Source organism: Coriobacteriia bacterium (assembly GCA_034370385.1).
GTDB lineage: Bacteria > Actinomycetota > Coriobacteriia > Anaerosomatales > PHET01 > JAXMKZ01.
Genome location: JAXMKZ010000029.1, coordinates 26,375 through 52,553, shown reverse-complemented (window position 1 = coordinate 52,553; position 26,179 = coordinate 26,375). Strand labels below are relative to the sequence as shown.

At 65.7% G+C, this 26,179-nt stretch carries 22 protein-coding genes and 2 tRNA genes; 5 read left to right on the top strand and 19 right to left on the bottom strand.

Annotated features, from left to right (window positions below; translation table 11 throughout):
• Window positions 1-193: 193 nt before the first annotated feature.
• Window positions 194-982, top strand: a complete 789-nt coding sequence (locus U1E26_06380) for a hypothetical protein (GenBank protein MDZ4169265.1) — start codon at window positions 194-196, stop codon at window positions 980-982.
• Window positions 983-1,429: 447 nt separating this feature from the next.
• Here U1E26_06380 and U1E26_06375 read toward each other — a convergent pair whose 3' ends face one another.
• The 8 genes from U1E26_06375 to U1E26_06340 form a co-directional block, all read right to left on the bottom strand.
• Complete coding sequence (locus U1E26_06375; GenBank protein MDZ4169264.1) at window positions 1,430-2,278, bottom strand: DEAD/DEAH box helicase family protein; 849 nt, start codon at window positions 2,276-2,278, stop codon at window positions 1,430-1,432.
• A gap of 93 nt (window positions 2,279-2,371) precedes the next feature.
• Window positions 2,372-3,850, bottom strand: a complete 1,479-nt coding sequence (locus U1E26_06370) for a hypothetical protein (GenBank protein ID MDZ4169263.1) — start codon at window positions 3,848-3,850, stop codon at window positions 2,372-2,374.
• 25 nt (window positions 3,851-3,875) lie between these two features.
• Complete coding sequence (locus U1E26_06365; GenBank protein ID MDZ4169262.1) at window positions 3,876-4,700, bottom strand: nucleotidyl transferase AbiEii/AbiGii toxin family protein; 825 nt, start codon at window positions 4,698-4,700, stop codon at window positions 3,876-3,878.
• Window positions 4,697-5,506: a type IV toxin-antitoxin system AbiEi family antitoxin gene (locus U1E26_06360; GenBank protein ID MDZ4169261.1), complete on the bottom strand. Its 810-nt coding sequence runs from the start codon at window positions 5,504-5,506 to the stop codon at window positions 4,697-4,699. Before U1E26_06360 ends, U1E26_06365 begins: the two co-directional genes overlap by 4 nt.
• A 349-nt stretch (window positions 5,507-5,855) precedes the next feature.
• Window positions 5,856-6,773, bottom strand: coding sequence for a nucleotidyl transferase AbiEii/AbiGii toxin family protein (locus U1E26_06355; GenBank protein ID MDZ4169260.1), 918 nt, complete (start codon window positions 6,771-6,773; stop codon window positions 5,856-5,858).
• Window positions 6,770-7,384, bottom strand: coding sequence for a type IV toxin-antitoxin system AbiEi family antitoxin domain-containing protein (locus tag U1E26_06350; GenBank protein MDZ4169259.1), 615 nt, complete (start codon window positions 7,382-7,384; stop codon window positions 6,770-6,772). Before U1E26_06350 ends, U1E26_06355 begins: the two co-directional genes overlap by 4 nt.
• A gap of 199 nt (window positions 7,385-7,583) precedes the next feature.
• Window positions 7,584-7,659: transfer RNA gene (locus tag U1E26_06345), tRNA-Glu, on the bottom strand.
• A gap of 6 nt (window positions 7,660-7,665) precedes the next feature.
• Window positions 7,666-7,741: transfer RNA gene (locus U1E26_06340), tRNA-Lys, on the bottom strand.
• Between the two features lie 132 nt (window positions 7,742-7,873).
• On the opposite strand from U1E26_06340, the gene U1E26_06335 reads away from it, so the two are divergent.
• A complete protein-coding gene (locus U1E26_06335; GenBank protein ID MDZ4169258.1) occupies window positions 7,874-8,893 on the top strand; it encodes a mechanosensitive ion channel family protein in 1,020 nt (339 codons plus the stop codon).
• Here the strand turns inward: U1E26_06335 and U1E26_06330 are convergent.
• The 9 genes from U1E26_06330 to purF all read right to left on the bottom strand — a co-directional run bounded on the left by U1E26_06330 (window position 8,874) and on the right by purF (window position 22,543).
• Window positions 8,874-10,748, bottom strand: a complete 1,875-nt coding sequence (locus tag U1E26_06330; GenBank protein ID MDZ4169257.1) for a bifunctional anthranilate synthase component I family protein/class IV aminotransferase — start codon at window positions 10,746-10,748, stop codon at window positions 8,874-8,876. The genes U1E26_06335 and U1E26_06330 overlap by 20 nt on opposite strands.
• 230 nt (window positions 10,749-10,978) lie before the next feature.
• Window positions 10,979-13,711: an EAL domain-containing protein gene (locus U1E26_06325; protein MDZ4169256.1), complete on the bottom strand. Its 2,733-nt coding sequence runs from the start codon at window positions 13,709-13,711 to the stop codon at window positions 10,979-10,981.
• A gap of 176 nt (window positions 13,712-13,887) precedes the next feature.
• Window positions 13,888-15,450: a bifunctional phosphoribosylaminoimidazolecarboxamide formyltransferase/IMP cyclohydrolase gene (purH, locus tag U1E26_06320; protein ID MDZ4169255.1), complete on the bottom strand. Its 1,563-nt coding sequence runs from the start codon at window positions 15,448-15,450 to the stop codon at window positions 13,888-13,890.
• A gap of 169 nt (window positions 15,451-15,619) precedes the next feature.
• A complete protein-coding gene (locus tag U1E26_06315) occupies window positions 15,620-16,789 on the bottom strand; it encodes a branched-chain amino acid ABC transporter substrate-binding protein (protein MDZ4169254.1) in 1,170 nt (389 codons plus the stop codon).
• 73 nt (window positions 16,790-16,862) lie between these two features.
• Window positions 16,863-17,423 carry a DUF4126 domain-containing protein gene (locus tag U1E26_06310; protein ID MDZ4169253.1) on the bottom strand — a complete coding sequence of 187 codons (561 nt, stop codon included), beginning with the start codon at window positions 17,421-17,423 and terminating at the stop codon, window positions 16,863-16,865.
• Window position 17,424: 1 nt separating this feature from the next.
• Complete coding sequence (gene purN / locus U1E26_06305) at window positions 17,425-18,051, bottom strand: phosphoribosylglycinamide formyltransferase (protein ID MDZ4169252.1); 627 nt, start codon at window positions 18,049-18,051, stop codon at window positions 17,425-17,427.
• Window positions 18,048-19,103 carry a phosphoribosylformylglycinamidine cyclo-ligase gene (purM, locus tag U1E26_06300; protein ID MDZ4169251.1) on the bottom strand — a complete coding sequence of 352 codons (1,056 nt, stop codon included), beginning with the start codon at window positions 19,101-19,103 and terminating at the stop codon, window positions 18,048-18,050. Before purM ends, purN begins: the two co-directional genes overlap by 4 nt.
• Window positions 19,104-19,190: 87 nt before the next feature.
• Entirely contained in the window at window positions 19,191-21,083 is a 1,893-nt protein-coding gene (locus U1E26_06295) for an LTA synthase family protein (GenBank protein ID MDZ4169250.1), read from the bottom strand.
• Window positions 21,083-22,543 carry an amidophosphoribosyltransferase gene (purF, locus tag U1E26_06290; protein ID MDZ4169249.1) on the bottom strand — a complete coding sequence of 487 codons (1,461 nt, stop codon included), beginning with the start codon at window positions 22,541-22,543 and terminating at the stop codon, window positions 21,083-21,085. Before purF ends, U1E26_06295 begins: the two co-directional genes overlap by 1 nt.
• Window positions 22,544-22,737: 194 nt before the next feature.
• On the opposite strand from purF, the gene U1E26_06285 reads away from it, so the two are divergent.
• Window positions 22,738-23,124, top strand: coding sequence for a hypothetical protein (locus U1E26_06285; protein ID MDZ4169248.1), 387 nt, complete (start codon window positions 22,738-22,740; stop codon window positions 23,122-23,124).
• Window positions 23,121-23,732 carry a GAF domain-containing protein gene (locus U1E26_06280; protein MDZ4169247.1) on the top strand — a complete coding sequence of 204 codons (612 nt, stop codon included), beginning with the start codon at window positions 23,121-23,123 and terminating at the stop codon, window positions 23,730-23,732. The genes U1E26_06285 and U1E26_06280 overlap by 4 nt, the downstream gene beginning before the upstream one ends.
• A gap of 30 nt (window positions 23,733-23,762) precedes the next feature.
• On the opposite strand, the gene U1E26_06275 is transcribed toward U1E26_06280, so the two are convergent.
• On the bottom strand, window positions 23,763-24,344 hold the full coding sequence (locus U1E26_06275; protein ID MDZ4169246.1) for a hypothetical protein: 582 nt from the start codon (window positions 24,342-24,344) through the stop codon (window positions 23,763-23,765).
• Window positions 24,345-24,432: 88 nt separating this feature from the next.
• Entirely contained in the window at window positions 24,433-25,521 is a 1,089-nt protein-coding gene (locus U1E26_06270) for a CapA family protein (GenBank protein ID MDZ4169245.1), read from the bottom strand.
• Between the two features lie 156 nt (window positions 25,522-25,677).
• On the opposite strand from U1E26_06270, the gene U1E26_06265 reads away from it, so the two are divergent.
• The gene (locus tag U1E26_06265; GenBank protein ID MDZ4169244.1) at window positions 25,678-26,172 is read left to right on the top strand and encodes a PaaI family thioesterase; all 495 of its coding nucleotides are present in this window, start codon (window positions 25,678-25,680) and stop codon (window positions 26,170-26,172) included.
• The last annotated feature ends 7 nt before the right edge of the window (window positions 26,173-26,179 follow it).

Below are 26,179 nucleotides of genomic sequence, written 5' to 3'. Positions count from 1 at the left end.
GCAGGCTGCCGCGGACTTTCGACTTCGCATCCACCACGATTCCGAGCCCAACACTCCGTCACTCGCGTTGAACCAAATAGCCGCACGATAGGGCGCTTCGCGCGGCTCGAGAGGCAGAGCTGCCGCGTGCGGTGGTGTAGTACCCTCACAGAAAGTTGTCGCGGCGAGCGGGGGACCAATGCTAGCGTCGAGAGTGGGCATCGCGGGCTTCTACTCGTGTTCTTTCGAGACCGTTGCCGCTACTCAGCTTTGGTACGGTGCGCATTTCGCGAACGAAGAGGGAGCCGACTTCCTTTCCGACTTCTTGATCGTTGCAGACACGCTCATTGTGCGAGCCTTTTCGCTCCTGCGAGAGAACGACCCAGATGTTGAGTGTCCAAACAACGACTGGCGTGTGTTCCTGTTGGGGTGGATCGACGACCTGCTGATTGAGACCAAGGGACGCATCTCCGGCGCGACCGCTCCAAAGCTGACGAAACGTGATCTCGTCAGTCAGCAAGAGGCGCTCGAGCAACTGCTTGCGAAGATACGGGGCACCGCGGCTTCGGGCTTCGACATGAAGGCCATCGCGGATTCCCCGGTCAATTTGAACAAAGTGCGTAGGCGCGAGCCCGATGCGTTTTCCGGGCAGCTGTTCGGCTTCCAACTTCTTCCTCTAAGCGAGAAGCCTCACGACGTCTACTTCCAGACAAAGACAGAGCTTGAGTTCTTCCGCCGCCTGATCGCGAATCGTGTTGAGTGCCTCCTGCAGATCGCGCATCTCCTCAAGGAAGCAGAATCACAGAGAACCGGCCAGTGGCATGGCTTTGATTTCTGCCTGGACGACCGGGGGCCTGATGATGAACGTGCGCTGACTTCCGAGTTCACCAAGCTTCGAGAGCTGGCGCTCATGACGGCCTCCGGCGACCTCGATTGGATTGACGCTGAAGACGAGCTCTTCGACCGGATGTTTGATGAGCGCTGGGACGACGGCTGGGGCTAGTCTTCGTCGGCAGGCAGGTACTTCGCATTGCGCCATCTTCACTGAGTACCACTCGCGGGCGGCTTGGGGAATGCCCGGCAGTCGTCCACGATCCGCCCCGACCTTGCTGCGTCCGCCGACAGCCGCGAGGGGCCAGCGTCAGTTCGATCCCCGGGGAATTCTATGTGCCTCTGTTGCTCAAAAAGAGCCCGTGCGGGCCACGTGGCTACTGGATGGCTATTCTGCTCGGTCGGGAGCGGGCAGTGGGCGCACCGACGATTCGTTGTTTACGCAGGTAGGCCCCCCGTTTCGAACAGAGGGGCCTACGTCGTTTGTGGTGCCCCCAAGGGAATTCGAATCCTGATTGTGTTGGTGACTATTGGGACTCGTTGGTATAGCGGAGCTGCGGTGAGTCCCAATAGGTGCCAACAAGTACCATGTATTTGGGCACCAAATCGGAGCTCTCGGCTAGCCGACTTGCCCTGAGTTCGGCGGCACGGTCGCCTCCACGCGATAGCCCATGGCCCGATAACCTCGAAGCCTCTTCTCCCACATGCGCGCAAGCACCGGCAAGAGCGGGTCGACGTAGTCGTAGATGACCACCTCGCTCTTCTCGTCGTGCAGGCGATGGAGCCTGCCCGCATACTGCTGCAGCGTCCCGCGCCACGAAATCGGCATCGCCAGGAAGAGCGTGTCGAGACGCGCGTCGTCGAAGCCCTCACCCACAAGGCGTCCCGTCGCAACGAGCACGCTCGGCTCGCCTTCGGGCACGGCCGCCATGCTCTCTGCTAGAGCGGCCCGCTTCTTCACCCCTATGCCGCTTGAAAGCGCGAAGACGTGGGGCGTCTGCTCAGCGAGCAGGCTCGCGAGCAGGTCGCGGTGCGCCGTGCGCTCGGTCAGCACGAGCGCCGAGCGGCCCTCCGAGGCTGCGGCTACCACATCCTCTACGATCAGAGCGTTGCGGGTCTCATCGCCCGCAAGCAGGCGATAGACCTCTTGGATTCCGTCTGCGGCCAGAGCCGCGACACCGAATCCAGTCTCGCGCGGCCGAACTATGTGCTCGAACGGCCGGGCTGCGGCTTGGCGTTTCAGATCGGTCTTGAACCGTACAGGCCCGCACTGCATCGTGATTATCGGATGATGGCCGTCCTTGCGAATCGGCGTGGCCGTGAGTCCGAGCACGAAGCGTGCGCGCGCCTGGCGCAGCACGGCCTCGAAGCTGAACGCAGAAACGTGATGGCACTCGTCGATGATGACCTGCCCGTACTCGGCGACGATGGGGTCGACCGAGCCCTTTCGGACCAGCGACTGCAGCACAGCGATGTCGATGGTCCCGGTCGGCTTGCGCTTGCCACCGCCGATGACGCCGATCGATCCCAGCGGAACATCGAGGAATGTGGAGAGCCGCTCTCACCACTGCTCCATGAGCCCGCGACGATGGACGAGAACGAGCGTGCTCACGCCGCGCTTGGCAATCACGTTGGCGGCCACCACGGTCTTGCCGAAGGCCGTCCCCGCGCTCAAGACACCGTCGTCGTGCCCCAATACAGCCTTGACGGCTTTCCGTTGTTCTGGCCGGAGGGTGCCCGAGAACCTTGCGAGCAGCAGCAAACCTTCGGTGCGCTCGTCTGTGACCTCGAGTTCGGAGGCGTAGCCCTCGATCACCTCTCGCAGGTCATCGAGGCATCCTCTCGGCAGCGCGAGATGCGCGTCAAACTCCTGGGCGCACGAGATGATTCGCGGCTTGTCCCACGTGGGCAGGCGCATGGCCTGTGCGCGGTGGAACTCAGGGTTCTCGAAGGCGGCGAGCCGGGCAATCTGGTCGAGAAGCGAGTCGGGAAGTCCAGCCTTCTCTACGAAGATGAGGTTCGCGCGCACGGCTCGGACGACCGCCGGAACATGCCCGATCAGCTCTGGACGCACGCGGGGTGGAGGGACCGGCAGCGCCCACGGTGTGTCGCCGCCACCGCCAGCCGGGTAGCTCCGGACACCGAGCGGGCTTCCATCCGCGACAAGCCGCGACAATGCGGCATCGACGACGGATCGTTCAAGTCGCACCACAGAGCTCAGATAGGCCCACTGGTCAGAGTACTGCCGCAGCTGCTCGTCGACGAAGACCGAACGTCCGGCCGATCGGGGTTCATGCTGGAGTGGCAAAGCGATGAGGTTGCCGAATCCTCCGCGCGGCATCGTGTCCTGGCTGGGGAAGAGCCGATCATATGAACGGAGCGACAGAGCGTGTCTACCGCGCGCAGCCTGCGTCAGCAGCGCTGTGCCCAGACGACGCGCCAGCGCCGCGGGCACCGGCTCGGCGAAGAAGAACCACGCGTGGGCACCACCCCCAGACCGCGACACCTCGACATGGCATTCGACACCGGAGGCGGACGCGGCCGAACGGAGCGCGGTCACATCGCCGCGCCAGCCCTCGTCGTCGAAATCGATCGCGAGGAAGTGGCAGGTCTCGTCCTCGAGCATGGCATAGATGCCAACCGTGCTGCGCCCGGTGAGATGATCTTCGATGGTCGACGCGCTGAGCGCCTCCAACTCTCGATCGGCACAATCGGCACACTTCACGCGCGGCTTGTCGCACAGTCCCGATCGCCACTCATTGGCACAGGCGGGCGCGTAGCCACTCCCGCCCGAGCGGCTCTCCCAGCGCCTGGCGAACACATCGGCGCGCCCGCGAAAGAGAGACTGGAACAGCTCGATCTTGGCGGCCGACGACGAACCCGTGATTCCGGAGATTCGAGCGATATCCGGCTGCATTGCAGTCGCGGCATCCCGTGCCTCGAGCCCCAGCATCTCCTTGAGCCGCGCGTTCTCTTCGGCAAGCAGGAGGTTCTGCCGTCGGAGCGCCTCGAGTTCGTCCGGCTGAAGCCGATCGTTCACAGGTACAGTCCCGCCGCCGCGATCGTCATTTCTCGCGACCAAGCGCTTTCCACGGCTCGCCGGGAAGGCGGGCGATGAGACGGCCGTGCACGAGTGACGCCGCAACTTCGACGTCGTATCCCTCGGGGTCGCGAAGCAGCGGAATCACGTCAGTGCGGAAATCGGGAGACGCCAGCTTCCCCGCCATGTTCGCCTCGAACTCGGCGCGCGAGATCGAACTCTCCGTTCGCGCAAGGTACTCGCCGAGACAGTCGATGATGCGCGCCTCGTCGGGGTCGAGGGTGGTCAGCCCGAGCCATAGGTCGTAGAGGTCGCGGCCCTTCCGCCGCTGGAAAAGCGCCCGCATCTTGGTGGCAAGCAGCTCTTCGAGCGTGAATGTGGTGATCAGCTCATCGGCAGAGTGCCACGGGCTGGCTACGGCGAACGGCACATGCTGAAGCCCGTCGACACTGAAGTGCTCCCGGGTGTTGATCTCGACCTTGACCCGCATCAACTGCACCGGCAGCGTGGTCGTCTCGAAGCGGTAGAGCAGTTTGGCGCTGGCGGGGCCCTGCCTCCATGCGGGCTCCCCCAACCAAGGATCGAGCGCCTCGCGAAGCTCCGCCAGCACAGGGCCGATCGGACCCGCCTCGACCTGTACGAGATCAAGATCCTCGGAGTAGCGGCCCGGAGGCTCGAAGTGAAGCTTGTGCAGTGCGGTCCCGCCTCGAAAGGCGAGCGCACGGCGCAAGGATGGCCGCGCGAAGATCGCGGTGAGAGCTCTCGACAGAACCAGGTCCTGCTCGACCTGCTCGTCTTGTGGCCATGGCGCAGAAGCTCTCCACGCCGTGATTTGGGCCCGCGGAATCACAGGTCGATCTCCACTTCCAGATTCGGGATCACACGCCAAGGGCTAACGACATCGGCTTCAACGCCAGACGCACTGGGAGCGAGCACAACGGGCCGATACCGCTTGGAGCCAAGGACTCGGAGCAACGGGTCGGCGAGCCGTGGCTGGCCCGTTCGGTCCAAGAGGTAGCCGAGGCGCTGGATCTCGGGAGTCTTGCGCAGCTGCGCAACGAAACACAGGGCCTCCGGCTCTAGGCGCTCAGCGAGTTCGAGCAGCACCGTGGCGACATTGCTCCAGCCACCGCAGGCCGCCGAGAAGCGCACGAGATCGAATGCCGTCGATTCAGGCGTGGACACGAGCATGGTCCCCGTCTCCGTCTGAACCTGGGTGGCGGGCGTCTCCACGACCTGACGACTCATGTGGAAGGTGATGTGCGCGCGTCCGGCCACGCCCTCGCGGGTGGGACGGTCGGTGACGACCTGAAACGTCATCGGCTGCTGATGAGAAGCGCCGTGGATGGCCGCTGCGGATAGCAAGCCCACGTAGTAGGGCTGGCCGAGAAAGCTCATCAGTCCGTCGATGAACCACGAAGGTGGTGGCGAGCCAGCCGTGATGTACTCGGTAGGCACGATCACGTAGAACCCGCGGCGCGGAGCCACTATGCGACCGCGCTTCTTGAGCCGGCGCAGGGCGTTGTCGACCGCTATCTCGGACATCGGGAGTGCGGCTCGCGCGTCCGCGTGAGAGAACGTGTAGGTCCCCGTTGCCTGAAGCTGGCCGACGAACGCCGAGACGTCTTCAGGGGCTGTCACTTCTTGAATCGCCATTTCACTTTCATAAGGTAGCGCTCAACGCTGCTTTACGCAAGTATATTGGCATTTTCAGAAGGAAGTTGAGACCTCGAGAGGGCACGATTTGGTGCTGGATTTCAAGCACGCGACAGGGATTCGCAAACCTCTGACCTGCGGTTTTATGGTGCCCCCAAGGGAATTCGTATCCTAATTGCGCTTGTGACTATTCAATAGTCACCATGTATTTGGGCGACAAATCCGGGGCGTGCTGCCCGTACGATTCCGAACCCCGCGAGTGCGCTGGAATGCTTGGCGTACAGACCGCCGAGCGCAGCGTCTGCGAGCCGTCGTCAGAGTCCGAGATATCTGCCGTTGACGATGATCGTCACGACCAACTCTTGCCCGGCACCCATTTCTGACTGAACGGCTGTCCGGCTGCCGCTGCGGCGGCAGGCAGCATGATGAATCCGTTGATGTCGTCGACGACCTCGACGAGACTGTCGGGCGCTTCGATTCCCGACACTCGGAGTCGTGATACGAAGGCCGCCCACTGCGTCATCCTCTCCGGACGCTTCGCATAGTCGTCGGAAAGCACGGCCGGTCGAACAGTGGGCACATCGGTACCGCGCCGCCCGAAGGTCGCCGCAATGCTGTCTACCATCTCGCCGCCGTCGAAGATGACGGAGTGCGAGAGCATCCAGATGTCGTAGTAGTCCTTCATGCGGCTGTTCAGGAGCCCTTTGCTGATCATGGTCTCGAACTTCTCGGCTATCGCAGTCGCGGGCTGGTACGCGAGGATGCGTGGCGCGTCCATGTCCAGCAGCGTCGGGTAATCCACCCATCCGGGCTCAGGTACGGCGATGTCCCCGACGCCGATGTCGAGTTGGAGACGCATCCGTGCGCCCGCCAATCTGGTTTCGACGAGCGCACGCACTCCTGGATACCGATCCTCGATGGTGATGGGTTCGACGGCCACATCGGCGGAGAACTCGACACCGTCGGCTGACTCGACGGCGAGGCACTCCCGCACCATCGCGGCAACGGCCTCGGGCGAGTTCTCGATGCGCCCGAGAAAGTCGATGTCTCTGGTCGGCCGAGCCACCGCACCGTCCCAGACGCGAAGCATCGCCGCGCCCTTGACGATCAAGCAATCCGCCCACTTGGTCTTGGAGAGGCGGTACAAGAAGCGCTCCATCGCGTAGTACTGGAGCACCTGGTTGAAGTCGAGGCCAATCTCGTCGGCCTTGTTCCTCAGGCGGGCACGGACCGATGCGGGGAGGTTCGTCGGGGTATCGGTGGTCACAGGAGTGCCGCCATGTAGGGAGAGATGACGGACTCGACCTTGTCGATACGCGCGAATTCCATGATCTCTGAAGGCGTGGCGGCCCGCTTCCTCACGACTTCCTGAAGTGCCTCCATCGCGATGTCGAAGCCGATCCTGTTGCGGTACTTGAAGCAGTCGGCCACGGTCTTGGCGACCCCATACACGCGAAACTGCGCCCCCGCCATCGAGTGCTCCTCCACGCCGGCCCGAAACGCTGCGTCGCTCATGCTGAACACCTGCACCCGCGGGTAGCTGAACTTGGGAGGCGTCACGTTGCGTGGCAGTGCGATCTGCACGGCACTTGGTATCTGCGTGCCGATGCCGTGATACTCCAGAGCGCTCACGAGGCACAGGACTGCTTTGGGGCTGCGGCGCATGACCGCAGCGACATCCGGACTCTCAGGAAGCGGCGCCGAGGCGAGAATGAACACGCCCCTGCTCAGGGTCTCAAGCTTCCCGTGATCCCTCATCCAGTACAGGGTTCGCCGGTGTATGCCGGCCTCGAGCGCTTCACCCGTGCGCATGACTCCTTCATGCGCGGCGAAGATGGCCTCGGCTACAGCAAGCGCGTTGTCACTTGGCTCTCTCATGGGACATATAGTACAGCACTTGGACTCAACTGCTATTTTATTTGTCCCATATCGGATCACGCAGGGGCGCGTAGCGCTGCTCAACCAAGTAGAATTTGCGTCTCAGAAGCAAGCTGAGAGCAACGGGAGCATCGTGTGCGATCAGGCACCAAATCGGGCAACAAATCGGAGGCCGTACCCCCTCTGACCTGAGGATTTGTGGTGCCCCCAAGGGAATTCGAATCCCTGTTGCCGCCTTGAAAGGGCGGAGTCCTTGGCCACTAGACGATGGGGGCGATATGTGGTGGGCCGTGTAGGTTTCGAACCTACGACCTTGGGATTAAAAGTCCCCTGCTCTACCAACTGAGCTAACGGCCCGGTCTGAACCTACGGGCATCGGCCCGGCTCTCGCGTTCAGGCGCGGAGCAGACGATAGTCTAGCCGCCGCATCGGGGTCGGTCAACGCACGCACATTCGGTGATAGCATAGCCGCGGGAAGGAGGGTGATCCGTGCTCGAGACTATCTTGGCCGCGCCCGAGGCGATCGCCGTGTTCATCGCGTGCGTCGCCGCAGGGCTGCTCGCCGATTACCTGCTTATGCGTGTCGTCACCGCGCGGGCCAAGGCGGCTGGCTCCTCGACGCTTGCCCAGCTTGCGGCGGGCCTGCGCGGAGCCCCCACCGCCATCGGTGCGCTCGTTGGCCTGTGGGCGCTCGAGCGCATGCTGCAGCTCGATCCCGCGATGCGGCGCACGTTCGACCGCGCCTTCGTCTCGCTGGCGATCGTCGTCGTCACCGCGTTCTCTGCCCGCATCGCCAGCCGCGTCGTGCGCGCAGTCACCGAACGCGAGGATGTGCCCCTGCCCAGCGGCTCGATCTTCGTGAACCTGACGCGTGCGGCCATCTGGCTCATCGGAATCATCTCGCTGCTCGGCACGCTGGGCGTGTCGGTCGCCCCGCTGGTCACCGCGCTGGGCGTCGGCGGTCTGGCGGTAGGCCTGGCGCTGCAGCCGACCCTCGAGAACGTCTTCAGCGGCGTCCAGTTGCTCGCATCTCGCCAGATCAAGCCCGGCGACTTCATCCGCCTTGAAACGGGTGAAGAGGGCACCGTGCTCGATGTCACGTGGCGCAACACCCTCGTGCAGCAACCCACCAACGACATCGCCATCGTGCCGAACTCGGTGCTGGCGCGCGCCACCGTGGTCAACTACTCCACCGTGGGCGAGTTCGTGCTGGTCGTGCCCGTGGCGTTCGCTTCAGCCGGTGACCCCGACGCGGTCGAGCGCATTGCGCTCGAAGTGGCACGCGAGGTCATCGCCGAGTGCGAGGGTGCTGTGAAGTGCTCAGAGCCGGGGGCGCGCTTCGCCGATCTCACACCGCCGGCCGCCGTGCTCAACGTGTCGCTGCGCTGCCGGACCTACCCCGAGCGCATCGGCGTGCGCCACGAGTTCATCAGACGACTCGCGCGCCGCTTCTCCGAGGAGGGCATCCAGGCGCCGCCGGTGCCGTTCTCTACGGCGAAGCGTCGGTAGGGCACGCTGCTCGCACGTCTTCCGGGCCGCCGAACGTCGCCTCGACCTCGTGCGCGACGCGCTCCCCCACGGCACCACCGCGACCGCGCGCAGCCACGAACCCCCCGTACGCGTTGCTGAACCAGACCTCGTCCGCCGCATCGAGGTCGGTCAACGTCAGCTCGCGTTCCTCCGCGACCACGCCGAGCGCTGCCGCCACATCGAAGACGAGCTCGCGACACACCCCGCCCACCGCCGGCGGCGCCACCGGAGTAGCAAGCCTGCCGTCGCGCACAAGCCACACCGATGCCGTTGAGCCGTCGATGAGCGCGCCGCCGCCCGTGTGCAGCACCGCCTGATCGGCGCCCGCGAGCCGGGCGCTGCGGTGCGCTCGGTCCCAATAGCGACGGCTTGCCGGCTTGGCTGCGCCCCTCGGCAGCTCGGGAGGCGCCTCGACCTCGATGGCCGCGAAGCGCACTCCCTCTTCAACCGCGAGCGAGGACGGCTCGTGCGTGAGCCCGGCACTCACCGCTCCGTCCGGCGTCACCGTCACGCCGAGACGCGCAGGCTCGACGAGCGCGTCAGGCGTTGCGAGCTGATCCGCCACCGCCACCCGCACGTCAGCGAGCACGCTGGGCCCCGCGCCACCGCGCGCGAGGCGCGCTAGGTGCCGGTCCAGCAGCGGCACGCTCGCCCCTACGACCCGCATCGTCTCGCGCAACGCGGTTTCCGGAGCCGTGTCTCCGGTGACCGGCGAGGCCTTGAGCAGCACTTCCAGGTATTCCGCCGCGGGGTCCGAGTCATGGGTGATTCCAGCGCCCGACCCCCACGACGCGCGACCGGAGTCCCCCAGGCCCTCGAGCGTGCGAATAAGCACCGACGAATCGAGTTCGCCGGGCATCGCAACGATCAGCGCACCGCAATAGACACGGCGAGCACCCGCCTCGAGCTCATCGATGAGCCGCATCGCCGCTCGCTTCGGCGCCCCGGTGACCGATCCACACGGGAAGCACGCCTCGAGCACGTCGACGACCGTCGCGTCGGCCCGTAGCGTGCCGCGCACGGTGGACACGAGTTGGTGGCAGTAGGGCGTCGTGACCACCTCGTACAGAGGCTCGACGTGAACGCTACCCGGTATGCAGCACACGCCGAGGTCGTTGCGCTCCATGTCGACCACCATGACGTGCTCTGCTCGCTCCTTGGGGTCGGACGCGAGCTCCGCCGCCAAGTCCGCGTCTGCCTGCGGAGTAGCACCCCGAGGTCGCGTGCCCTTGATCGGCTGGATCTCGACGCTGAGCGCTGCCGACGCATCGAGGCCCTCGCGTCGCACACGCACGAAACGCTCGGGCGAGACACTCGCGATCCACGGCGTCTGACCCGGCAGTCCGACCACCAACGCACCCATGTCCGCCGCGCACCGAGACTGCAGGGTCACGAAGGCCGTGTCGGGGCAGTCCGCACGAAGAACGCCTTCCAGTCGTGCGGTCAGGTTGAGGACGTACACGTCACCAGCGGCGATCCGATCGCGAACAGCATTTACCCCGGACCGAAACGCGCGGGGCGATGTGTCCCAGCCAGCGTCGTCGAGCGCACAGACTGCCTCGGGCTCAGGCACCCGCGCACCCCGCTGCGGCTCACCCCAGCGGGCGAACTTCACGACCGTGCACGAGCCGGCATATCCGGCCAGCACGGCGGTGAGCCCGGTGCCGTTGCCGGCGAACTCAGCGCCGAGCGCGGCAGCCGCCTCGGCCAGCGAGACCCCTGCCCGCACGTCGATCGGCTCCTCGGCGATGATCGAGCGACCGCCAAACCACCCACGAGGGGAAGCGGGATCCAGCCACAGCCGCGGTCCGCTACTTCCGGTGCCTCGCGTCATCCAGACCCCCTCTCCGGGGGTCGCCGGCTGCCGCGCAGACCTCGAGCGAATCCGGGAACGACCTGAACGCGTCGCTTGCAGCCACCGCATGACCTCCACGATCTGGCCGTTCGCATAGATTGCCTCGATGAGGGCCGCGGGCACGGTGCGGTTGCATGCCGTTCACCAGCGACAGCGAGCAGCATGTGCTGTGGGTCCCGTTGAGCGTCGATTATTGGCGAGGGGCGCCCTCATCCCTCGGCTGACTCCTGCGTCACAGCCGGAGCGGGACGGCCCACGTGGAAGCCCTGGGCGTAGTCCAGACCAAGCGAAGTGACCACCTCGAGGGTCTCCTTGTCCTCGACGCATTCGGCAAGCACCTCGACGCCCAAGCCGACGCACATCTCGCGGATACCCTTCACGAGGCAACGGTCCTCCTCGCTTTGCGCGAGCCCCCGCACATAGCTTCCGTCGATCTTGAGGCAGTCGATGGGCAGGTGCTTCAAGTAGTAGAACGAGGAGAAGCCCGTCCCGAAGTCGTCGAGCGAGAAGCGGCACCCCAGCTCCTTCAAGCTCCGGATGAACCACTGCGCCCGCGAGATGTCGGATATCGCCGCGGTCTCGGTGATCTCGAAACCCAGCCTGCTTGGATCGATGCCCGAGCGGTCAAGCTCCCGTGCGACGAGTCCCACGAGGTCACGGTCCCCGAAGGCCTTCGCCGAGAAGTTGACCTCCAGCGCGTGCATGACCGGGTCGTTCCTCTCGAGGATCGTTATGGCACGCCGCAGCATCCAGCGGTCGATCTCGGTGATGAGCCCCAGCCGCTCAGCGACCGGCAGGAAGTCCGACGGCGGGTACAGACCCTCATCCTCGCGCTGCATCCGAACGAGCAGCTCGTGGCGGGCGACCTCTCCGCTTCGCAGGTCGAGGATCGGCTGGGCGTAGACGACGAACGCGTCATTCTCGAGTGCGGAAGTGATCCGTTCGTTCCACTGCATCCGGGACACGTGCAGCTGCTCGTCGCGCCCGTCGGCGCGGCTCACCCACACCATCGAACGGCCGCCCTCCTTCGCGTGGTACATCGCAGCGTCCGCGTTCGACAAGACCTCCTGCACCGTCGACCCGTTCTCGGGGAAGAAGACGACGCCGACGCTCGCACCCAATCTCAGTGAGTGATCGCCGACCGCGAAGGTGTGAGCAACAATCGACGACAGGATCCTCTCTGCTGCGGCCTCCGCCTCATCACGAGTCACTCTGGGCAACAGGACGGCGAACTCGTCACCGCCCACCCGTGCCAGCGCGTTCGAATCGCGCGTGGCGCGCGACAACACGGCTGAAAGCCTTTGGAGCACCTCGTCACCGGCGGCATGCCCCAGCGTGTCGTTGACGTCCTTGAAGTCATCGAGGTCCAGCCAGACCACCGCACCGTGCTGACCCCCTCGCATCGCCTCGGCCAGCTCAAGCTCGAGGGCCGTCTCGAACGAGCGGCGGTTGGCGAGCCCCGTGAGCGCGTCGTGGGTGGCCAGGTGGACGAGTTGCACCTCGTAGCGTTGCCGCTCCGTCACATCGCGGGCGATCCACTGGGTACCCACCACGATGCCGTCGACATCCGCGAACGGTGCCGCGCGCAGTTCCACCGGCACCGGATTCCTGCCGGTCGCGATCAACTGCGCCTCGACCGTCCATGTCTTGCCCTGCTCAGGTGCCCCGCCCAGGTGCCTCTCGACATCACGTGCCGAACCAGCGGTGATCAGGTCGACGAACGGCGTTCCCACGAGCTCGGCTCGGGGGCGCCCGGTCAGTCCGACGGCCCGCTCGTTCACAAGCGTGATGCATCCCTCGAGGTCCACCGAGAAGACCGCGTCGGCCAGACGCTCGAGGAGTTCACGATGGCGGGCATCGGAGAGGTGCAGATCATGCGTACGTTGCTCGACCCGGACTTCAAGATCGTCGCGGGAACGGCGAAGCTCGTCCTCGGCCGACTCGAGCGACAGGAGCATGCCGTTCACGCTTTCGGCCAACTGGCCCAACTCGCCGCCGACCGTGTAATCGATCCGTCGTGAACTGTCACCGTGGGACCCGATCGCGCGCACCTGTCTTGAGATGCGGGACAGCGGATCGATCACCGACCGGTCGATCACCAGAAACATCGCCAGTGTGGCCAGCAGACACGCCAGAGCAAGGGAACCACCCGACATCGCGATCGCCGGCTGCATGCTCGCCCGGGCATTTCTTGGCAGTACCAGCTGAAGCTGGACGAGCGGCTCTCCGTAGACATCCTCCACGAGCAGGTTCGACCACATCGTCTTCGTGTCGGGGTACTCCCACCATACGGCCCTGATGTGGTCGGGGGTCTCGCCCTTGGCCTGCGGCGCCTCCGTCGGCGGATCGACGACATTCATGTCGTGCCCTGCCGCGTCCGATATCCGCTCGACCTCCGGCTCATCCAGGTAGCGTCCCAGCACGAGCGTCCCTGATGGGACCGCCGAAGCTTCACTTGAGATGATCGAATTCGCGGAGACTAAGGCGATGCCACCGGGAAGCCGCATGAGGCCCTTGACCGCCCCGCTGGAGCCCGCGGGCGTGCGGAGCATGCGGGCCGACTCGATCTCGCGGACCAGTCCATCAGCGGCTGGGACCCTCGCGCCCGCATCGAGATCGAACGAGTCGTGATGCGCGGCCTGACCGCCCTCGTCGATGAGGACGACGAAGTCCGCTCCGTGGAGCACGAGCGCGGATTCGCCGAAGTCGTCGGCGAGGAGAACGGGATCGCGCTCGATCATGAAGCGGTGAGTCGTGTCGTTCACCGCCAGCAGCGCAGCCATGTTCTCGATACGCTTGAGCTCGTCCGCGAGCGCCCTTGCTGCACGCTGAGCACATCGCTTGGCACTACTCTCCTCGAGCTCAACGTAGCGAGAGGTCAGTACCCCGACCGCGCCCGCGAACAGGACGGCGAAGGCGACGACCATGGTAAGGCCGACCACCAATATCGTCCTCGTACGAAGACTCACGTCACCCCCCGAACCCCACACCGGGCTCTCCCTGCCCGTACATAATACAGGATTAACCGAGCGTTCCCCGCCGGTGGTCCCCGAACCACCCGCGCTTAGACGCGGGCGCCAGCGTGAGATGGGGCTCGGTCACAGCACCGGGCAGTCCGCTAGTGCCTGAAGTGGCGGTGCCCGGTGAAGACCAGCGCCACGCCCAGCTCGTCGGCCTTCGCGACGACCTCGGCGTCCCGTACCGAGCCACCTGGCTGGATGACAGCGGTCACGCCGGCTGCCGCGCAGACCTCGAGCGAGTCCGGGAACGGCATGAACGCGTCGCTCGCGGCTACCGCCCCGACGGCCTTCTCGCCGGCCGCCTCGCACGCGATGCGCGCGGAGTTCACGCGGTTCATCTGCCCCGCGCCCACGCCGACGCTCACGAAGTCCTTGGCCAGCAGGATCGCGTTGCTCTTCACGCTCTTGCACACGCGCCACGCGAACAGGAGCTGCTCCATCTCCTCGGGCGTCGGCTGACGCTTCGTGGGGACGGTGAACGTCGCCGGATCCTCCACGACCGTGTCGCTCTCCTGCACGAGCATGCCACCCTCGACAGCGCGGCTCTCGTAGTGACCGCCGACGGCGCGCACTCCGCCCGTCTTGAGCACGCGGATGTTCGGCTTCTGGGCGAGCAGCTCGAGCGCGCTGTCCTCGAAGTCGGGAGCGATCATGACCTCCACGAACTGGCCGTTCGCATAGATCGCCTCGATGAGGGCCGCGGGCACGGTGCGGTTGAATGCCATCACGCCGCCGAACGCGCTGATCGGGTCGGCGTCGTGTGCGCGCTGATACGCCGCTACGATGTCCTCGCCGATCGCGGTACCACACGGATTCGTATGCTTGACGATGACCACCGCGGGCTGCTGGGAGAACTCGCGCACAGCGGTCCAGCACGCGTCGGTATCGAGGATGTTGTTGTAGCTGAGCTCCTTGCCCTGTAGCTGCTCGGCGTGCGCAAGCGTATGCGGTCTGGCGTCCATGAAGCGGTAGAACGCCGCGTCCTGGTGCGGGTTCTCGCCATAGCGAAGGTCCTGGACCTTCTCGAGGCGGAATCGCACCTCGTGCGGGAACTCGGTGGCGCGGTAGTCCGATAGGTACATCCAGATAGCGGAGTCGTAGGCGCTCGTGGTGCGGAACACCTCGGTGGCGAACGCACGCCGCGTCTCAAGCGTCGTCGCACCGCCGTTGGCGCGCATCTCCGCCAGCACGCTCTCATAGCATCCGGGGTCGGTCACGACCGTGACGGACGCGAAGTTCTTCGCCGCGCTGCGCAGCATCGAGGGGCCGCCGATGTCGATGTTCTCGATGGCGTCTTCCTCGGTGACTCCGGGCTTGGCGATGGTGGCCTCGAAGGCGTACAGATTCACGCACACGAGGTCGATCATGCCGATGCCGTGCTCGTCGGCGGCGGCCATGTGGGCCGGCACGTCGCGCCGGGCGAGCAGGCCACCGTGCACCCGCGGGTGCAACGTCTTGACGCGGCCGTCCATCATCTCCGGAAAGCCGGTGAGGTCATCGATGGGGCGAACGGGCACGCCGGCTTCCGCGAGGGCCTTGGCGGTGCCGCCGGTCGAGACGATCTCGACGCCGAACTCGGTGGACAGCGTTCGACAGAACTCGACGACGCCGGACTTGTCGGTCACCGAGACGAGTGCGCGGCGGATGACGGATTCAGACATGAAGACGACCCCCTGGAAGCGACGACACGGGCGAGAAGTGCCGACATTGTAGCGTGACGTCCGCAGCGCGCGCCGACTGTTACTCGCATACTCGAGCTGTGGCACAAACCGGCCCCGCTCGCGCTGGGCGAACGGGGCCGGGCTCATGAACCTGGTGCGCGTGGTGGTGCTACTTCAGAATCTGCTTCCACTCCCCGCCCTCGACGCGGTACGCCGAGATGATCTGCTGCTTGTTGTCGCCGTTGGAATCGAACTCAACCACACCGGTGACGCCATCCGCGAGGGTTCCCGTGCGAATCGCATCAAGCGTGTTGAACCGGTTCGCATCAGTGGCCAATGCGGCGTTGATGATGATGCGCGCAGCGTCGTAGGCGTAGGAGTCGTAGGCCTCCGGTGCCGCGCCGAACTTCTCCTCGTACTTGGCCAGGAACTCGGCGCCCTTCGGCTGCTGCTCCAGCGGCAGTCCAAGCGCGGTGGCGATGTCGCCCTCAGCGTTCTTCGCGCCGGCGATCTTGATGTACTCGGGCGTGAAGAGCATGTCGCCGCCCATGACCGGTACGTTAAGCCCGGCCTCCTTCATCTGCTTGGTGATGAGAGCGCCTTCGGTGTGCGCACCGGCGTAGTAGACGGCGTCAGGGGCAAGGCCCTTGATCTTGGTCACCAGGGCCGAGAAGTCGACCTCCTTGGGCTGGATGCGCTCGGTCGCCACGACCTCACCGCCAGCCCCCCTGAAGGCCTTCTCGAACTCGCCCGCCAGACCCTGGCCGTACGGGGTCGCGTCGTCGATGACGGCGACCGTCTTGAAGCCGAGCTCATTCGCGAGCGTGGCGGCGAACCCACCCTGGGCGTCGTCCTTGGCCACGATGCGGTTCACGTTGGTGAGCCCGGTGGCGGTCAGCTGCGGGTTCGAGGACACCGTGACCATGGCAAGCTTCACAGCCTCGTAGACCGGCGCTGCCGGAATCGAGCAGCCGGAGTTGAAGTGTCCGACCACGCCGATGACGCTATCGTCGCCGGCGAGTGCGTTGGCCACGTTGACCGCCTGCTTCGGATCGCCCGCGTCGTCCCCCGCGCGAATCTCAAACGTCATGCCCTTGGCCTTGGCTTCTTCGGACGCATTGGCCTCATCGATGGCCAGCTGCACAGCGCGCTGCATGCCCTGTCCGTAGACCGCGTTGTCGCCGGTCAACGGAGCAGCGAAACCGATCTTGACGGTCGTGGCCTCGGCAGCCGGATCCTCGCCCGTTGCGGGCTCCTGCGGCGCAGCACAGCCGATAACCCCGAATGCGAGCACGGCGGCAAGCGCCAGTGCGAGAGCTGTGCGAGTCGAAATCGACATGCGAGCTCCTTCCCCTTGTTGGATGAGACTACCCCGCATGATTGCGGCGCAGGTTGTGAATATATCAGGGTGTCTATGCGTCGGGAAGCCGCGTACGCCCGCGCGTACGGCCACGGGTGAATCGCCACGCAAGCCAGGCGAAGAAGCCCATGACGCCCAGCACCAGGATCGGGATGAAGATGGCGAGCGCTGTCGAGACGACCGAGACGACATCTTCGACGGTGCTTGCCGCCGGCGCCCCGGTCCCTCCCGTCGTGGCGTTGATGATCGGGCGGGCACTGGCCTTGGCCACATGTACTCCGCCAGCAAGGATGACCCCGAGCGCCACCATGACGATGGGGTAGTTCTCGCCAGCCTGCCCGCTCGCCGCAACCGCGACCACCGCGCCGGCCGCAGGCCGAACGACCGTCTGGATCGCATCGTTCACATGATCGACGGCCGGAATCTTGTCGGCGAACACCTCGACCAGGAGCAGCACCGAGACGAGTGCGATCACCCACCACTGGCCGAGGGTGTCCCACGGCTGCGCAAGCGAGAGGACCCCGAAGCGCTGTGCCAGAGCCAGACCCAGGAGCGGGATGTAGGCGTTCAGCCCGGCGGGCAGGGCCAGTCCTATCGCGGTGAGGATGTCCACCTCACGCCTCCGGCATCGGTGGATCGATGTGGACCTTGCGTCCTTCAACCCGCACGCGACCCTGCGCGATGAGTTGCAGGGCTGCCGGATACAAGCGGTGCTCGACCTCGTGGATCTTGGCCTCGAGTGACTCGACCGTATCGTCTTCAGCGATGGCTACGGCCTCCTGGGCGATGATCGGCCCTCGATCGAAGACCTCATCGGCGAAGTGCACCGTGACACCGGTGACTTTGACGCCGTGCTCAAACGCGTCGCTGATGCCGTGGGCGCCCGGGAAGCTCGGGAGGAGTGCGGGGTGTAGATTCACCACCCGCAGAGGATAGGCATCGAGCACCTCGACCCCCAGCAGCCGCATGTAACCCGCCATCACGACCAGGTCCACACCGCGGGCCTTGAGTTCGTCTCGGATGGCTGCGTTGAAGCCGGATGCGTCGGGACACGCGCTGCGGTCCACCCAAACCACCTCGATGCCGTGCCGGCGCGCGCGCTCCAGACCGTACGCGTCCTCCCTGCTGGAGATCACTACCGCGACAGCCGCATTCAGCTCGCCGGCCTCGCTTGCATCGATGATCGCCTGGAGGTTGGAGCCGGAACCCGAAATCAGGACGCCGAGTCGCAGTTGGCTCACCGGTACCTCACGCGCCCCTCGCCCGCGACGATCTCGCCGATCTCGTAGACCGTCTCGCCGGCTGCGCGCAGCGCCACCGCGATGTCAGCAGCATCCTTGGAATCCACAACGAGCGCAAAACCGATGCCCATGTTGAAGGTCCGGTACGCCTCATCCTCGGGCAGTCCCGCGGCCTCGACGACCGTCTCGATAACGCGGGGCACGCGCCACGACCCGCGGTGCACGAGTGCATCGACGCCCTGTGGCAGACAGCGGTCCAGATTCTCGGTGATGCCGCCGCCGGTGATGTGAGCCATCGCCTTGACCCGCGTACCGGAGGCGAGCAGATCGAGCACCGACCGCACGTAGATGCGGGTCGGGTCGAGCAACGCCTCGCCGAGAGTCCTGCCGCCCAGGTCCACGCGCGTGACCAAGAGCTCCGCCTCCCGTCCGGTGACAAGCGCACGCCGCACGAGCGAGAAGCCGTTGCTGTGCAGGCCGCTTGACGCGAGCCCGAGTATCACGTCTCCCGGCGCGACCGTCGTGCCGTCGATGGCCTTCGGTCGGTCGACCACGCCCACGCAGAAGCCCGATAGGTCGTAGTCGCCGGGCTCCATAACGTCGGGATGCTCGGCCATCTCGCCACCGACCAGCGCACAGCCAGCCTGTCGGCAACCCTCGGCGATGCCCGCCACGACGGACTCCACAAGCTGCGAGTCCAGCCGGCCGATAGCGATGTAATCCAAGAAGAAGAGCGGCTCGGCACCCATCACGAGGATGTCGTTCACGCACATCGCCACCAGGTCGATGCCGACGGTTTCGTGCTTCCCCAGCAGCTGTGCCAGCACCAGCTTCGTGCCCACACCATCGGTACCCGAGACGAGCACCGGGTCGTCCATCCCCTTGAGAGCCGCGGCCGAGAACATGCCGCCGAAGCCACCGATGTCCCCGATGACCTCGGGGCGATAGGTGCTCCGGACGCTCTCACGTATCCGATCGACGGCGCGTGCGCCCTCGGCGGTATCGACGCCTGCTTCCCGGTACGTGATGGGCTGGCGAGGCTCGTCGCTCATGAAGGGCTCCCGGTCGAGGTTGCGCGACACCCGTCGGTCGCGTCGCGAGGCGATTCTATCAGTCGGACGGCGTATGCGGTCCGGCGGCTACGGCGACGGGACCGTGGGCCGTGTGGGCACGAACCCACCGCTCTCGGTAGCTCCGGCACGCGCAGGGAGCGAGTCAACGTACAGTGCGGACAGCACGAACAGCTTCGCCACGTTCGCCATGTCGTCCGGCTCGACGGGTGTCGTGGGCTCCTTCGTGCGCGTCGAGAACGCGAGGTTCTCGCTGTCGGTCAGCCCGGCCATATAGATGATGTCGTCGTCGGCGTACAGGTCGATCGCCCCGCCCTTCGTGAGCAGCGTGGGCGTGCGCTCAAAGGCGCTGCGCCCGAAATGGATGACCGAACCAAGGTCGAGGTCGACCAGATCGGCGACCGTCGGCATGATGTCGACGAAGCCCAGCGCGGTGTTCTCCACTCGACCGCGCGTCTGTCCGGGAACGTGCACCAGCAGTGGCACGCTGTAGAAGTCCGCGCGGTTGTACGGGCGGCCGTAGAGCGATTCGCGCAGGTGTCGCTCCACTTCAGAGGCAGCGGGCAGCTTCATGCCCCAGTGGTCCCCGTACACCACAACGATCGAGTTCTCGAGCAGGCCGGCGCGCTCGAGCCCCACGAAGAAGCGACCTATCTCATCGTCCACGTACGACTGAGCCTTCAGGTAGCGACCCGTCTCGGTCTCGGCCACATCAGCCGGCAACCGCAACGTACTGCGCTCGGCGACCCCTTCGAAGGGATGGTGGCCCGAAAGGGTCACCAGCTGCGCGTAGAACGGACCCGCCGCAGCCGCCCGCTCAAGTTCAGGGAGCGCCTTGTCAAACAGCACGCGGTCGCTCGCGCCGTAGCCGGTCACGTCCGCGCGACCGAAGAAGTCATCGTCGTAGTAGCGGTCGAACCCGAGTGCCGGGTACAGCTGGATGCGATTCCAGAATCGGACATCGTTCGTGTGCATCGTGAACGTGTCATAACCGCGGGCCGCGAGCAGGCGCGGCAGCGACGGTATCTCCTTCTCGCCGTATGCGACCGGCGTCGGCGACTCGATGGCCGGGTAGAGCGAGGTGTTGGCAACGAACTCGGCATCAGCCGTGTTGGCCTTGCCGATCTGGGCGATGGTGTTGGGGAAGTACCAGCTGCGAGCCGCGAAGCGCTCCAGATTCGGCATGACCGGCTGACCGTTCACGCGCGCGCCGAGCAGGCCCGTCTGCAGCGCTTCCACCTGCACGACGATGACGTTGACCCCGGCAAACGAGCCCCGCTCAGGCGCCCCGGGAACGCGCCCCAGCCACTGGCGACGAGACAGCTCATCGATCCTGCGCTGGAGGTCACTGCTGCCGCCGACGGCAGCGTACTGCGCCGAGGCCGCGGGCTGAGGTATCAGGGTCGAGACCTCGTACATCAGCACGCCCCACCGATACGCCACGGCCCGGCCATCAACGGGCTGCGGCAGTCGCGATGCCAGCGTGGCGACGGCGATCGTGCCGGCCAACGCCACGACTCCGAGGATGGCGGCTGCGCGTCGTACTCTCGCCGAGACATCCGGCAGGGACCTGCGCGCAGCGAAGGCGGCGATGACCGGGAGGTCGATGACGAACAAGAGGTCACTCAGACGCAGCATCTCACCCGTGCTGTCGGCCGCATCGCCGAGCTGACCCACAACGGTGAATATCAGCAGACTGGGAACCTGGTCGAAGTACCGGGTGTAGATGACCGTCGCGAACAGAAGGAACGAGACCACCGCGTCGATGAGCAGGAGCGTCCAGCGCGACGCCCGCGGCGGCAGCGCAGATGCGAGTGCCACCGCGGCGAGCAGCAGAAGCAGGTCGCCTGCGACTCCGGTGCCCCCAACGTGCCCGAGCGTCATCCACCGAGCCAGCAGCACCTTGCCTATCATCAGCGCAAGCACCGCGAGCGAGAACCAAACGTAGGGCGCCTTGCGCACTACCCGCAGCTCTCTAGCGCGAGTTTGCCATCGCGCACGCTGACCGGAATCTCAATCGGGTACTTGCCGTCGAAGCACGCGAGGCAGAAGCGGTCCTTGGGTTGCCCGGTAGCCGAGACGAGACCATCAAGCGACAGGTATGCGAGCGAGTCCGCACCGATGTGCTCGCGAATCTGCTCCACCGTGTGCGAGCAACCGATGAGCTGCTCCTGCGTGTCGGTATCGATGCCGTAGAAGCACGGCCACACCACCGGCGGCGAGGTGATCCGCATGTGAACCTCGGTGGCGCCGGCCTCGCGCAGCAGTGCGACGAGCTTCTGGGTCGTGTTGCCGCGCACGATGGAGTCATCGACCACGATGAGACGCTTGCCCTTGATCGCGTGCTTGAGCGGATTGAGCTTCAGGCGTATCCCCTGCTGCCGAAGCATCTGAGACGGCGAGATGAAGGTGCGCCCGACGTAGCGGTTCTTGGCGAGCCCCTCGCCGAAGGGAATGCCGCTACCCTGGGCGTATCCCACCGCGGCAGGTACACCCGAGTCGGGCACGCCGATGACCAGATCGGCTTCGACGGCGGCCTCCTGAGAAAGCGCCTCACCCATGCGGTGGCGTGCTTCGTAGAGCGAGCAGTCATACATCTCTGAGTCGGGCCTGGCGAAGTAGACGAACTCGAAGATGCACAGCGACGGCTGCTCCGGCACCACGGCCTGCTGCGCCTCCACCCCGTTCGCCGAGATCTTGATCGACTCCCCGGGTGCGACGTCACGGACGAACCGCGCGCCGACGATGTCGAGCGCGCACGTCTCGCTCGCCACGACCCAGCCGGCGTCATCCGGCAGCGCACCGAGCACAAGCGGCCGCACGCCATGCGGGTCCCGAAACGCGTAGAGCGCTTCCTCGGTGACCAGAACGACCGCATAGGCTCCGCTGATCAGCTTCATCGTCTCGCGGATACCGTCTCGGATGTGGTGGTACTGCTGAGTGAACGTCCCGATGAGCGTCGCGATGACTTCGGAGTCGGTGGTCGAGCGGAAGCGGATCCCGCGCCCGTGCAACTCGTCTCGCAGTACGCGGGTGTTCACGAGGTTGCCGTTGTGGGCCAGCGCGATGACCTGCCGCCCGATGGTCGACAGATGCGGCTGAGCGTTCTCCCAGCTCAACGAGGAGCCGGTCGTCGAGTAGCGCGTGTGCCCGATGGCGACGTCGCCGGTCAGGGAGTCGAGATCGCTCTCCTTGAAGACCCGGGAGACAAGCCCGTGGTTCTTGGTGACGGTGACGGTCTCATGGTCGCCCACGGCGATTCCGGCGCTCTCCTGACCGCGGTGCTGCAGGGCGTGCAGACCGAAGTAGGTCAGGCGCGCGACATCCTCGTCGGGAGCGAACACGCCGAATACGCCGCAGGCTTCTTCGGGATGCTCCGGCGGGTCTGCGAGCAGTCGTTCGTCGGACGGATCGGGACACATGAAGCGGGTCCTCGCAGCGGCTGGGAAGGGGTGTGGACGCGTGAAGGATAGCATGGATGCGTGTCTGAATAGGGTCCGGCGTCCCCAGCAGACGATATGTGACGAATATCACCGGCGAGTCAATGGTGAGTCCCTGAGTGCCGATAGAGCTGAGGACACGCCCTATCGCGCCACCGAAAGCGAGCACGGTCCCGATGAGCTCTCCTCGCCGCAGATTCGCCACGATCACACTGGCCCTGGCCCTCGTGCTGGTGGCGCCGTCAGTGGCCCTGGCTGAGGAGGCGCCCTCCGGGTCACCCCTCGCGCCCGTGCTGGAACGGACGCTCGACAAAGGCGTCCCGTCGATGACGGGCCAGGTCAAGAAGGTTGCCATCGGCTCGACCGGAGCCACCATCACGCTTGCGGCCGGCGACGAGATCCTCGTCGACCTGTCAGAGCTGGCCGGCGCGCGGGGCGGAACGAACTACCTCGGGCTGGGCATGCTGCTCTTCGGGCTCTCCGTGCTCACCCGCCTGCTGGCGACCCTGGGCCGCCTCACGCGACCGTTCACCCGCATGCGGCCGAGGGGGTGGGACCAGTGACGCCCGAGGAACGGCTCGACACGCAGCTGCGCGAACTCGTCGAGCTTGCCGCACTGGTGAACTCCACGCTGGACCCGCGCGAGATCCGTCGCAGCGCGGTCGAAGCATCGACGCGGCTGGTGGGTGCCGAGCGCGCAAGCCTGCTGCTGCTGGAGTCTCGCCGCAAGCAGCTGTACTTCGAGGTCGCGTTGGGCGACGAAACCGACACCCTGAAGCGCGTGCGCATGGTCCCCGGCGAGGGCATAGCAGGCAGCGTCCTTGCCACCTGCACACCCGAGATCATCGCCGACGTTCAGGCCGACGCCCGCCACCTTGGCCTTGCTGACACCGACACGGGCTACGTCACGCGCACCATGCTAGCCATCCCCCTTTCGTGTCACGGCGAACCGGTCGGTGTGCTCGAGATCATCAACAAGCGGGGCGGCCACTTCACGGCCGCCGATCTCGAGCTGGGGGTAGCCCTGGGCAATCACATCGCCGTCGCCGTGGAGAATGCCCGCCTGTACGAAAGGTTGCGCAAAGGGTACCTGGAGGCGTGGGTATACGCGGCGCTCCTGGCTGCCTTGCTGGTGGGACTGGGCGGCTGGCTGCTGGCCGTCACTTCCTAGAATCCTCGCGATGGCGCGAGCCCCGTGCGTCTAGAGCCCGAGGAGCGCGTCCGTTGCCTGCCGTAGCATCGCAGGCCCGGCCGCCCTCAGGACGACCTGCGAGTTAGCGGGCGTGTCCGCTTCAGACGGAACGTCGCTCGTGAACAGCACGATCGGCGCGGAGGTGTTGCGCCGAACGTCGAGCGCCGAATAGCCGTCACCCAGACCATTGCCGCTGACGACCAGCCTGAGGCCCCCCTGCTTCAGCAACGGCTCCGCTTCGATGAACGAGTGACACTCGACGACCGATGCCCCCGGATACGACTGCCTGAGGGAGTTGGCGGCCAACGTAGCGAACACCGGGGAGTCGTCGACGACGAGGAAGCGCTCCCCCACATCGCCGCGGGGCTGAGCACCATGTAGGCCGGAAGCGCGGTAGTCGGAGATAGAGCCGTCAGGCAGCAGGTCCATCGGCACAGAGCGGCCCTCAGCCATGAGCGCCCACAGCGAGCACTCCGCGTGACGACCACCCTTGCAGTACGGGTACGCCGATGCGTACTTGACCCGCTTGACGAGGCTCGGTTCGATTGTGGTGAAGAAGGCGCACGAAGCGCCCTTGGGGCATACGCTCATCGCCTGTGCTCCTATGCCGGTAGGGGCAGCCGCCAGTCGCGGCGTGGTCTTCGGGGAGCAACTACCGCGCCGTTCGTGCTTCAGGCGGCTAGCGTGGCGCCAGACGAACCGTGGTGCCCGAAACCGCGACGCGCGTGCCACGCGCGGCTGAGGTCCGCTTGATGATGCCGATGATGCGATCCGCCGTAGCGCCCTTCGCGGGAACGGGCTTGCCGTAAGCGCCGATGTAGATGGGCTCGGCCGTGGCGCGCACCACGCCCTTAGGAGTGAGCGTCGCGTGCAGAATCATCGTGTCACGCCCACCCTCACTTCCCGGCGAGAACACGAAGTTGGCGAGCGAGTAGGCGATCAGGCGCCCCTTGTAGTACTCGACACCCTGGATGCGATGGGGGTGATGGGACAGCACAACGTCAGCACCCGCATCAATTGCGGCACGACCGTCGCGCACCTGACGGGAGGTCGGGTAGTACTCCTTCTCGACGCCCCAGTGGAACGAGACGATCACGTAGTCTGAGCGGGTCGAAGCCGATCGGATGGCCCTTTTGACCGCCGCGGTGTCCATGGTATAGAGCGTCCCTGAACGGCTCGGCGTCGCCGCAAAGGTGCTCGGGCCAATCTGCGAGAACGACAGGAACGCGATCTTGGCGCCCTTGCGCGTGATGGTCGCGGGTCGCCAGGCGGCCGCGCGATTCACTCCGGCTCCCGCGTAGGCTATGCGGGCCCTGCCCAGGTTGGCGAACGTGTCGCGAAGCGCAAGATCGCCATAGTCGCGCGCGTGGTTATTGCCGAGGGCGAGCAGATCGAATCCGGCCCAACGCAGGCCGTCGACCGCGCGGGGGTCACCCCGGAACGTGAAGGCCTTTCCCGGCACCGGAGTGCCTCGGTTCGAGAGGGCGCACTCAAGGTTGCCGACGGTGACATCGGCCTTGTTCAGGCGCGACGCGACAGCGGCGAAGGGCGCCTTGCCACCCGAGGACTGAATGAGCCGTTTCGGCGCACTGTCGAAGAGGAGGTCGCCGACCGCGGTTATGGTGATGGTCGGTGGCCGCGAGACCGTGGCCGCTGCGGCAACCGGCGCCGCCGGCGCAACGCCCGGCTGAGCCAGCATCGCCGCGCAGACGAACAACCCCGCGGCAGCTCCGACCATGACCAACGCTTCGCGCCCACGCATCGCCATCTACCTTCGAACCTGCTGCTCGGGGTTCATACGCGCCCTTCCGCTCGCTAAAAATCATCCACTCGCTACCTCCCCCGTCAGTAGGGCCCGGTAGCTTCGCGGTTGACGCTATCATGAGCTGTCCCATCCCGTCCTATGATGTCGAGTAGGTGTTGGATGCGCAAGGTCGCCGCCGCTCAGAACGTGAGCCGGATGTGCTTCGTCTGCGGGCTGGAGAACCCCGGCGGGCTGTCAGCGCGGTTCTTCGAAACCGACGACGGCTCCCTGATCGGCGAGTTCTCGCCCTGCGAGCACCATCAGGGCTATCCCGGCAGGCTGCACGGCGGGGTCGCCACGACGATCCTCGACGAGACCATGGGTCGCGCCATCAGCATCAGTGACCCGAGCGCGTGGGGGGTGACGGTCGACCTCGCCGTTCGGTTCCGCAGGCCGGTGCCGCTCGACTCTCCGGTGCGTGCCGTCGCCCGCATCACCGCCGACCGCGGCCGCATCTTCGAAGGCGAAGGCGAGATCGTCCTGGCCGACGGCACGGTCGCCGTGTCAGCGACGGGCCGCTACCTCCGTCAGGACATCACGAAGATCGCGCAGGGCGACTTCGATCAGGAGTGGTTCTCCGACCCGCGGGATCTGCCCGACGCCATCGATATCTGACCGGATG

Bases quoted from the DNA above. Each gene is read 5' to 3' on its own strand.
- purH (MDZ4169255.1), bottom strand. From the start codon at position 15,450: ATGTCTGAATCCGTCATCCGCCGCGCACTCGTCTCGGTGACCGACAAG.
- U1E26_06270 (MDZ4169245.1), bottom strand. From the start codon at position 25,521: ATGGCGATGCGTGGGCGCGAAGCGTTGGTCATGGTCGGAGCTGCCGCG.
- purF (MDZ4169249.1), bottom strand. From the start codon at position 22,543: ATGTGTCCCGATCCGTCCGACGAACGACTGCTCGCAGACCCGCCGGAG.
- U1E26_06315 (MDZ4169254.1), bottom strand. From the start codon at position 16,789: ATGTCGATTTCGACTCGCACAGCTCTCGCACTGGCGCTTGCCGCCGTG.
- U1E26_06360 (MDZ4169261.1), bottom strand. From the start codon at position 5,506: ATGGCGATTCAAGAAGTGACAGCCCCTGAAGACGTCTCGGCGTTCGTC.
- purM (MDZ4169251.1), bottom strand. From the start codon at position 19,103: ATGAGCGACGAGCCTCGCCAGCCCATCACGTACCGGGAAGCAGGCGTC.
- U1E26_06275 (MDZ4169246.1), bottom strand. From the start codon at position 24,344: ATGAGCGTATGCCCCAAGGGCGCTTCGTGCGCCTTCTTCACCACAATC.
- U1E26_06350 (MDZ4169259.1), bottom strand. From the start codon at position 7,384: ATGAGAGAGCCAAGTGACAACGCGCTTGCTGTAGCCGAGGCCATCTTC.
- U1E26_06330 (MDZ4169257.1), bottom strand. From the start codon at position 10,748: ATGACGCGAGGCACCGGAAGTAGCGGACCGCGGCTGTGGCTGGATCCC.
- U1E26_06265 (MDZ4169244.1), top strand. From the start codon at position 25,678: ATGCGCAAGGTCGCCGCCGCTCAGAACGTGAGCCGGATGTGCTTCGTC.
- U1E26_06285 (MDZ4169248.1), top strand. From the start codon at position 22,738: ATGAGCTCTCCTCGCCGCAGATTCGCCACGATCACACTGGCCCTGGCC.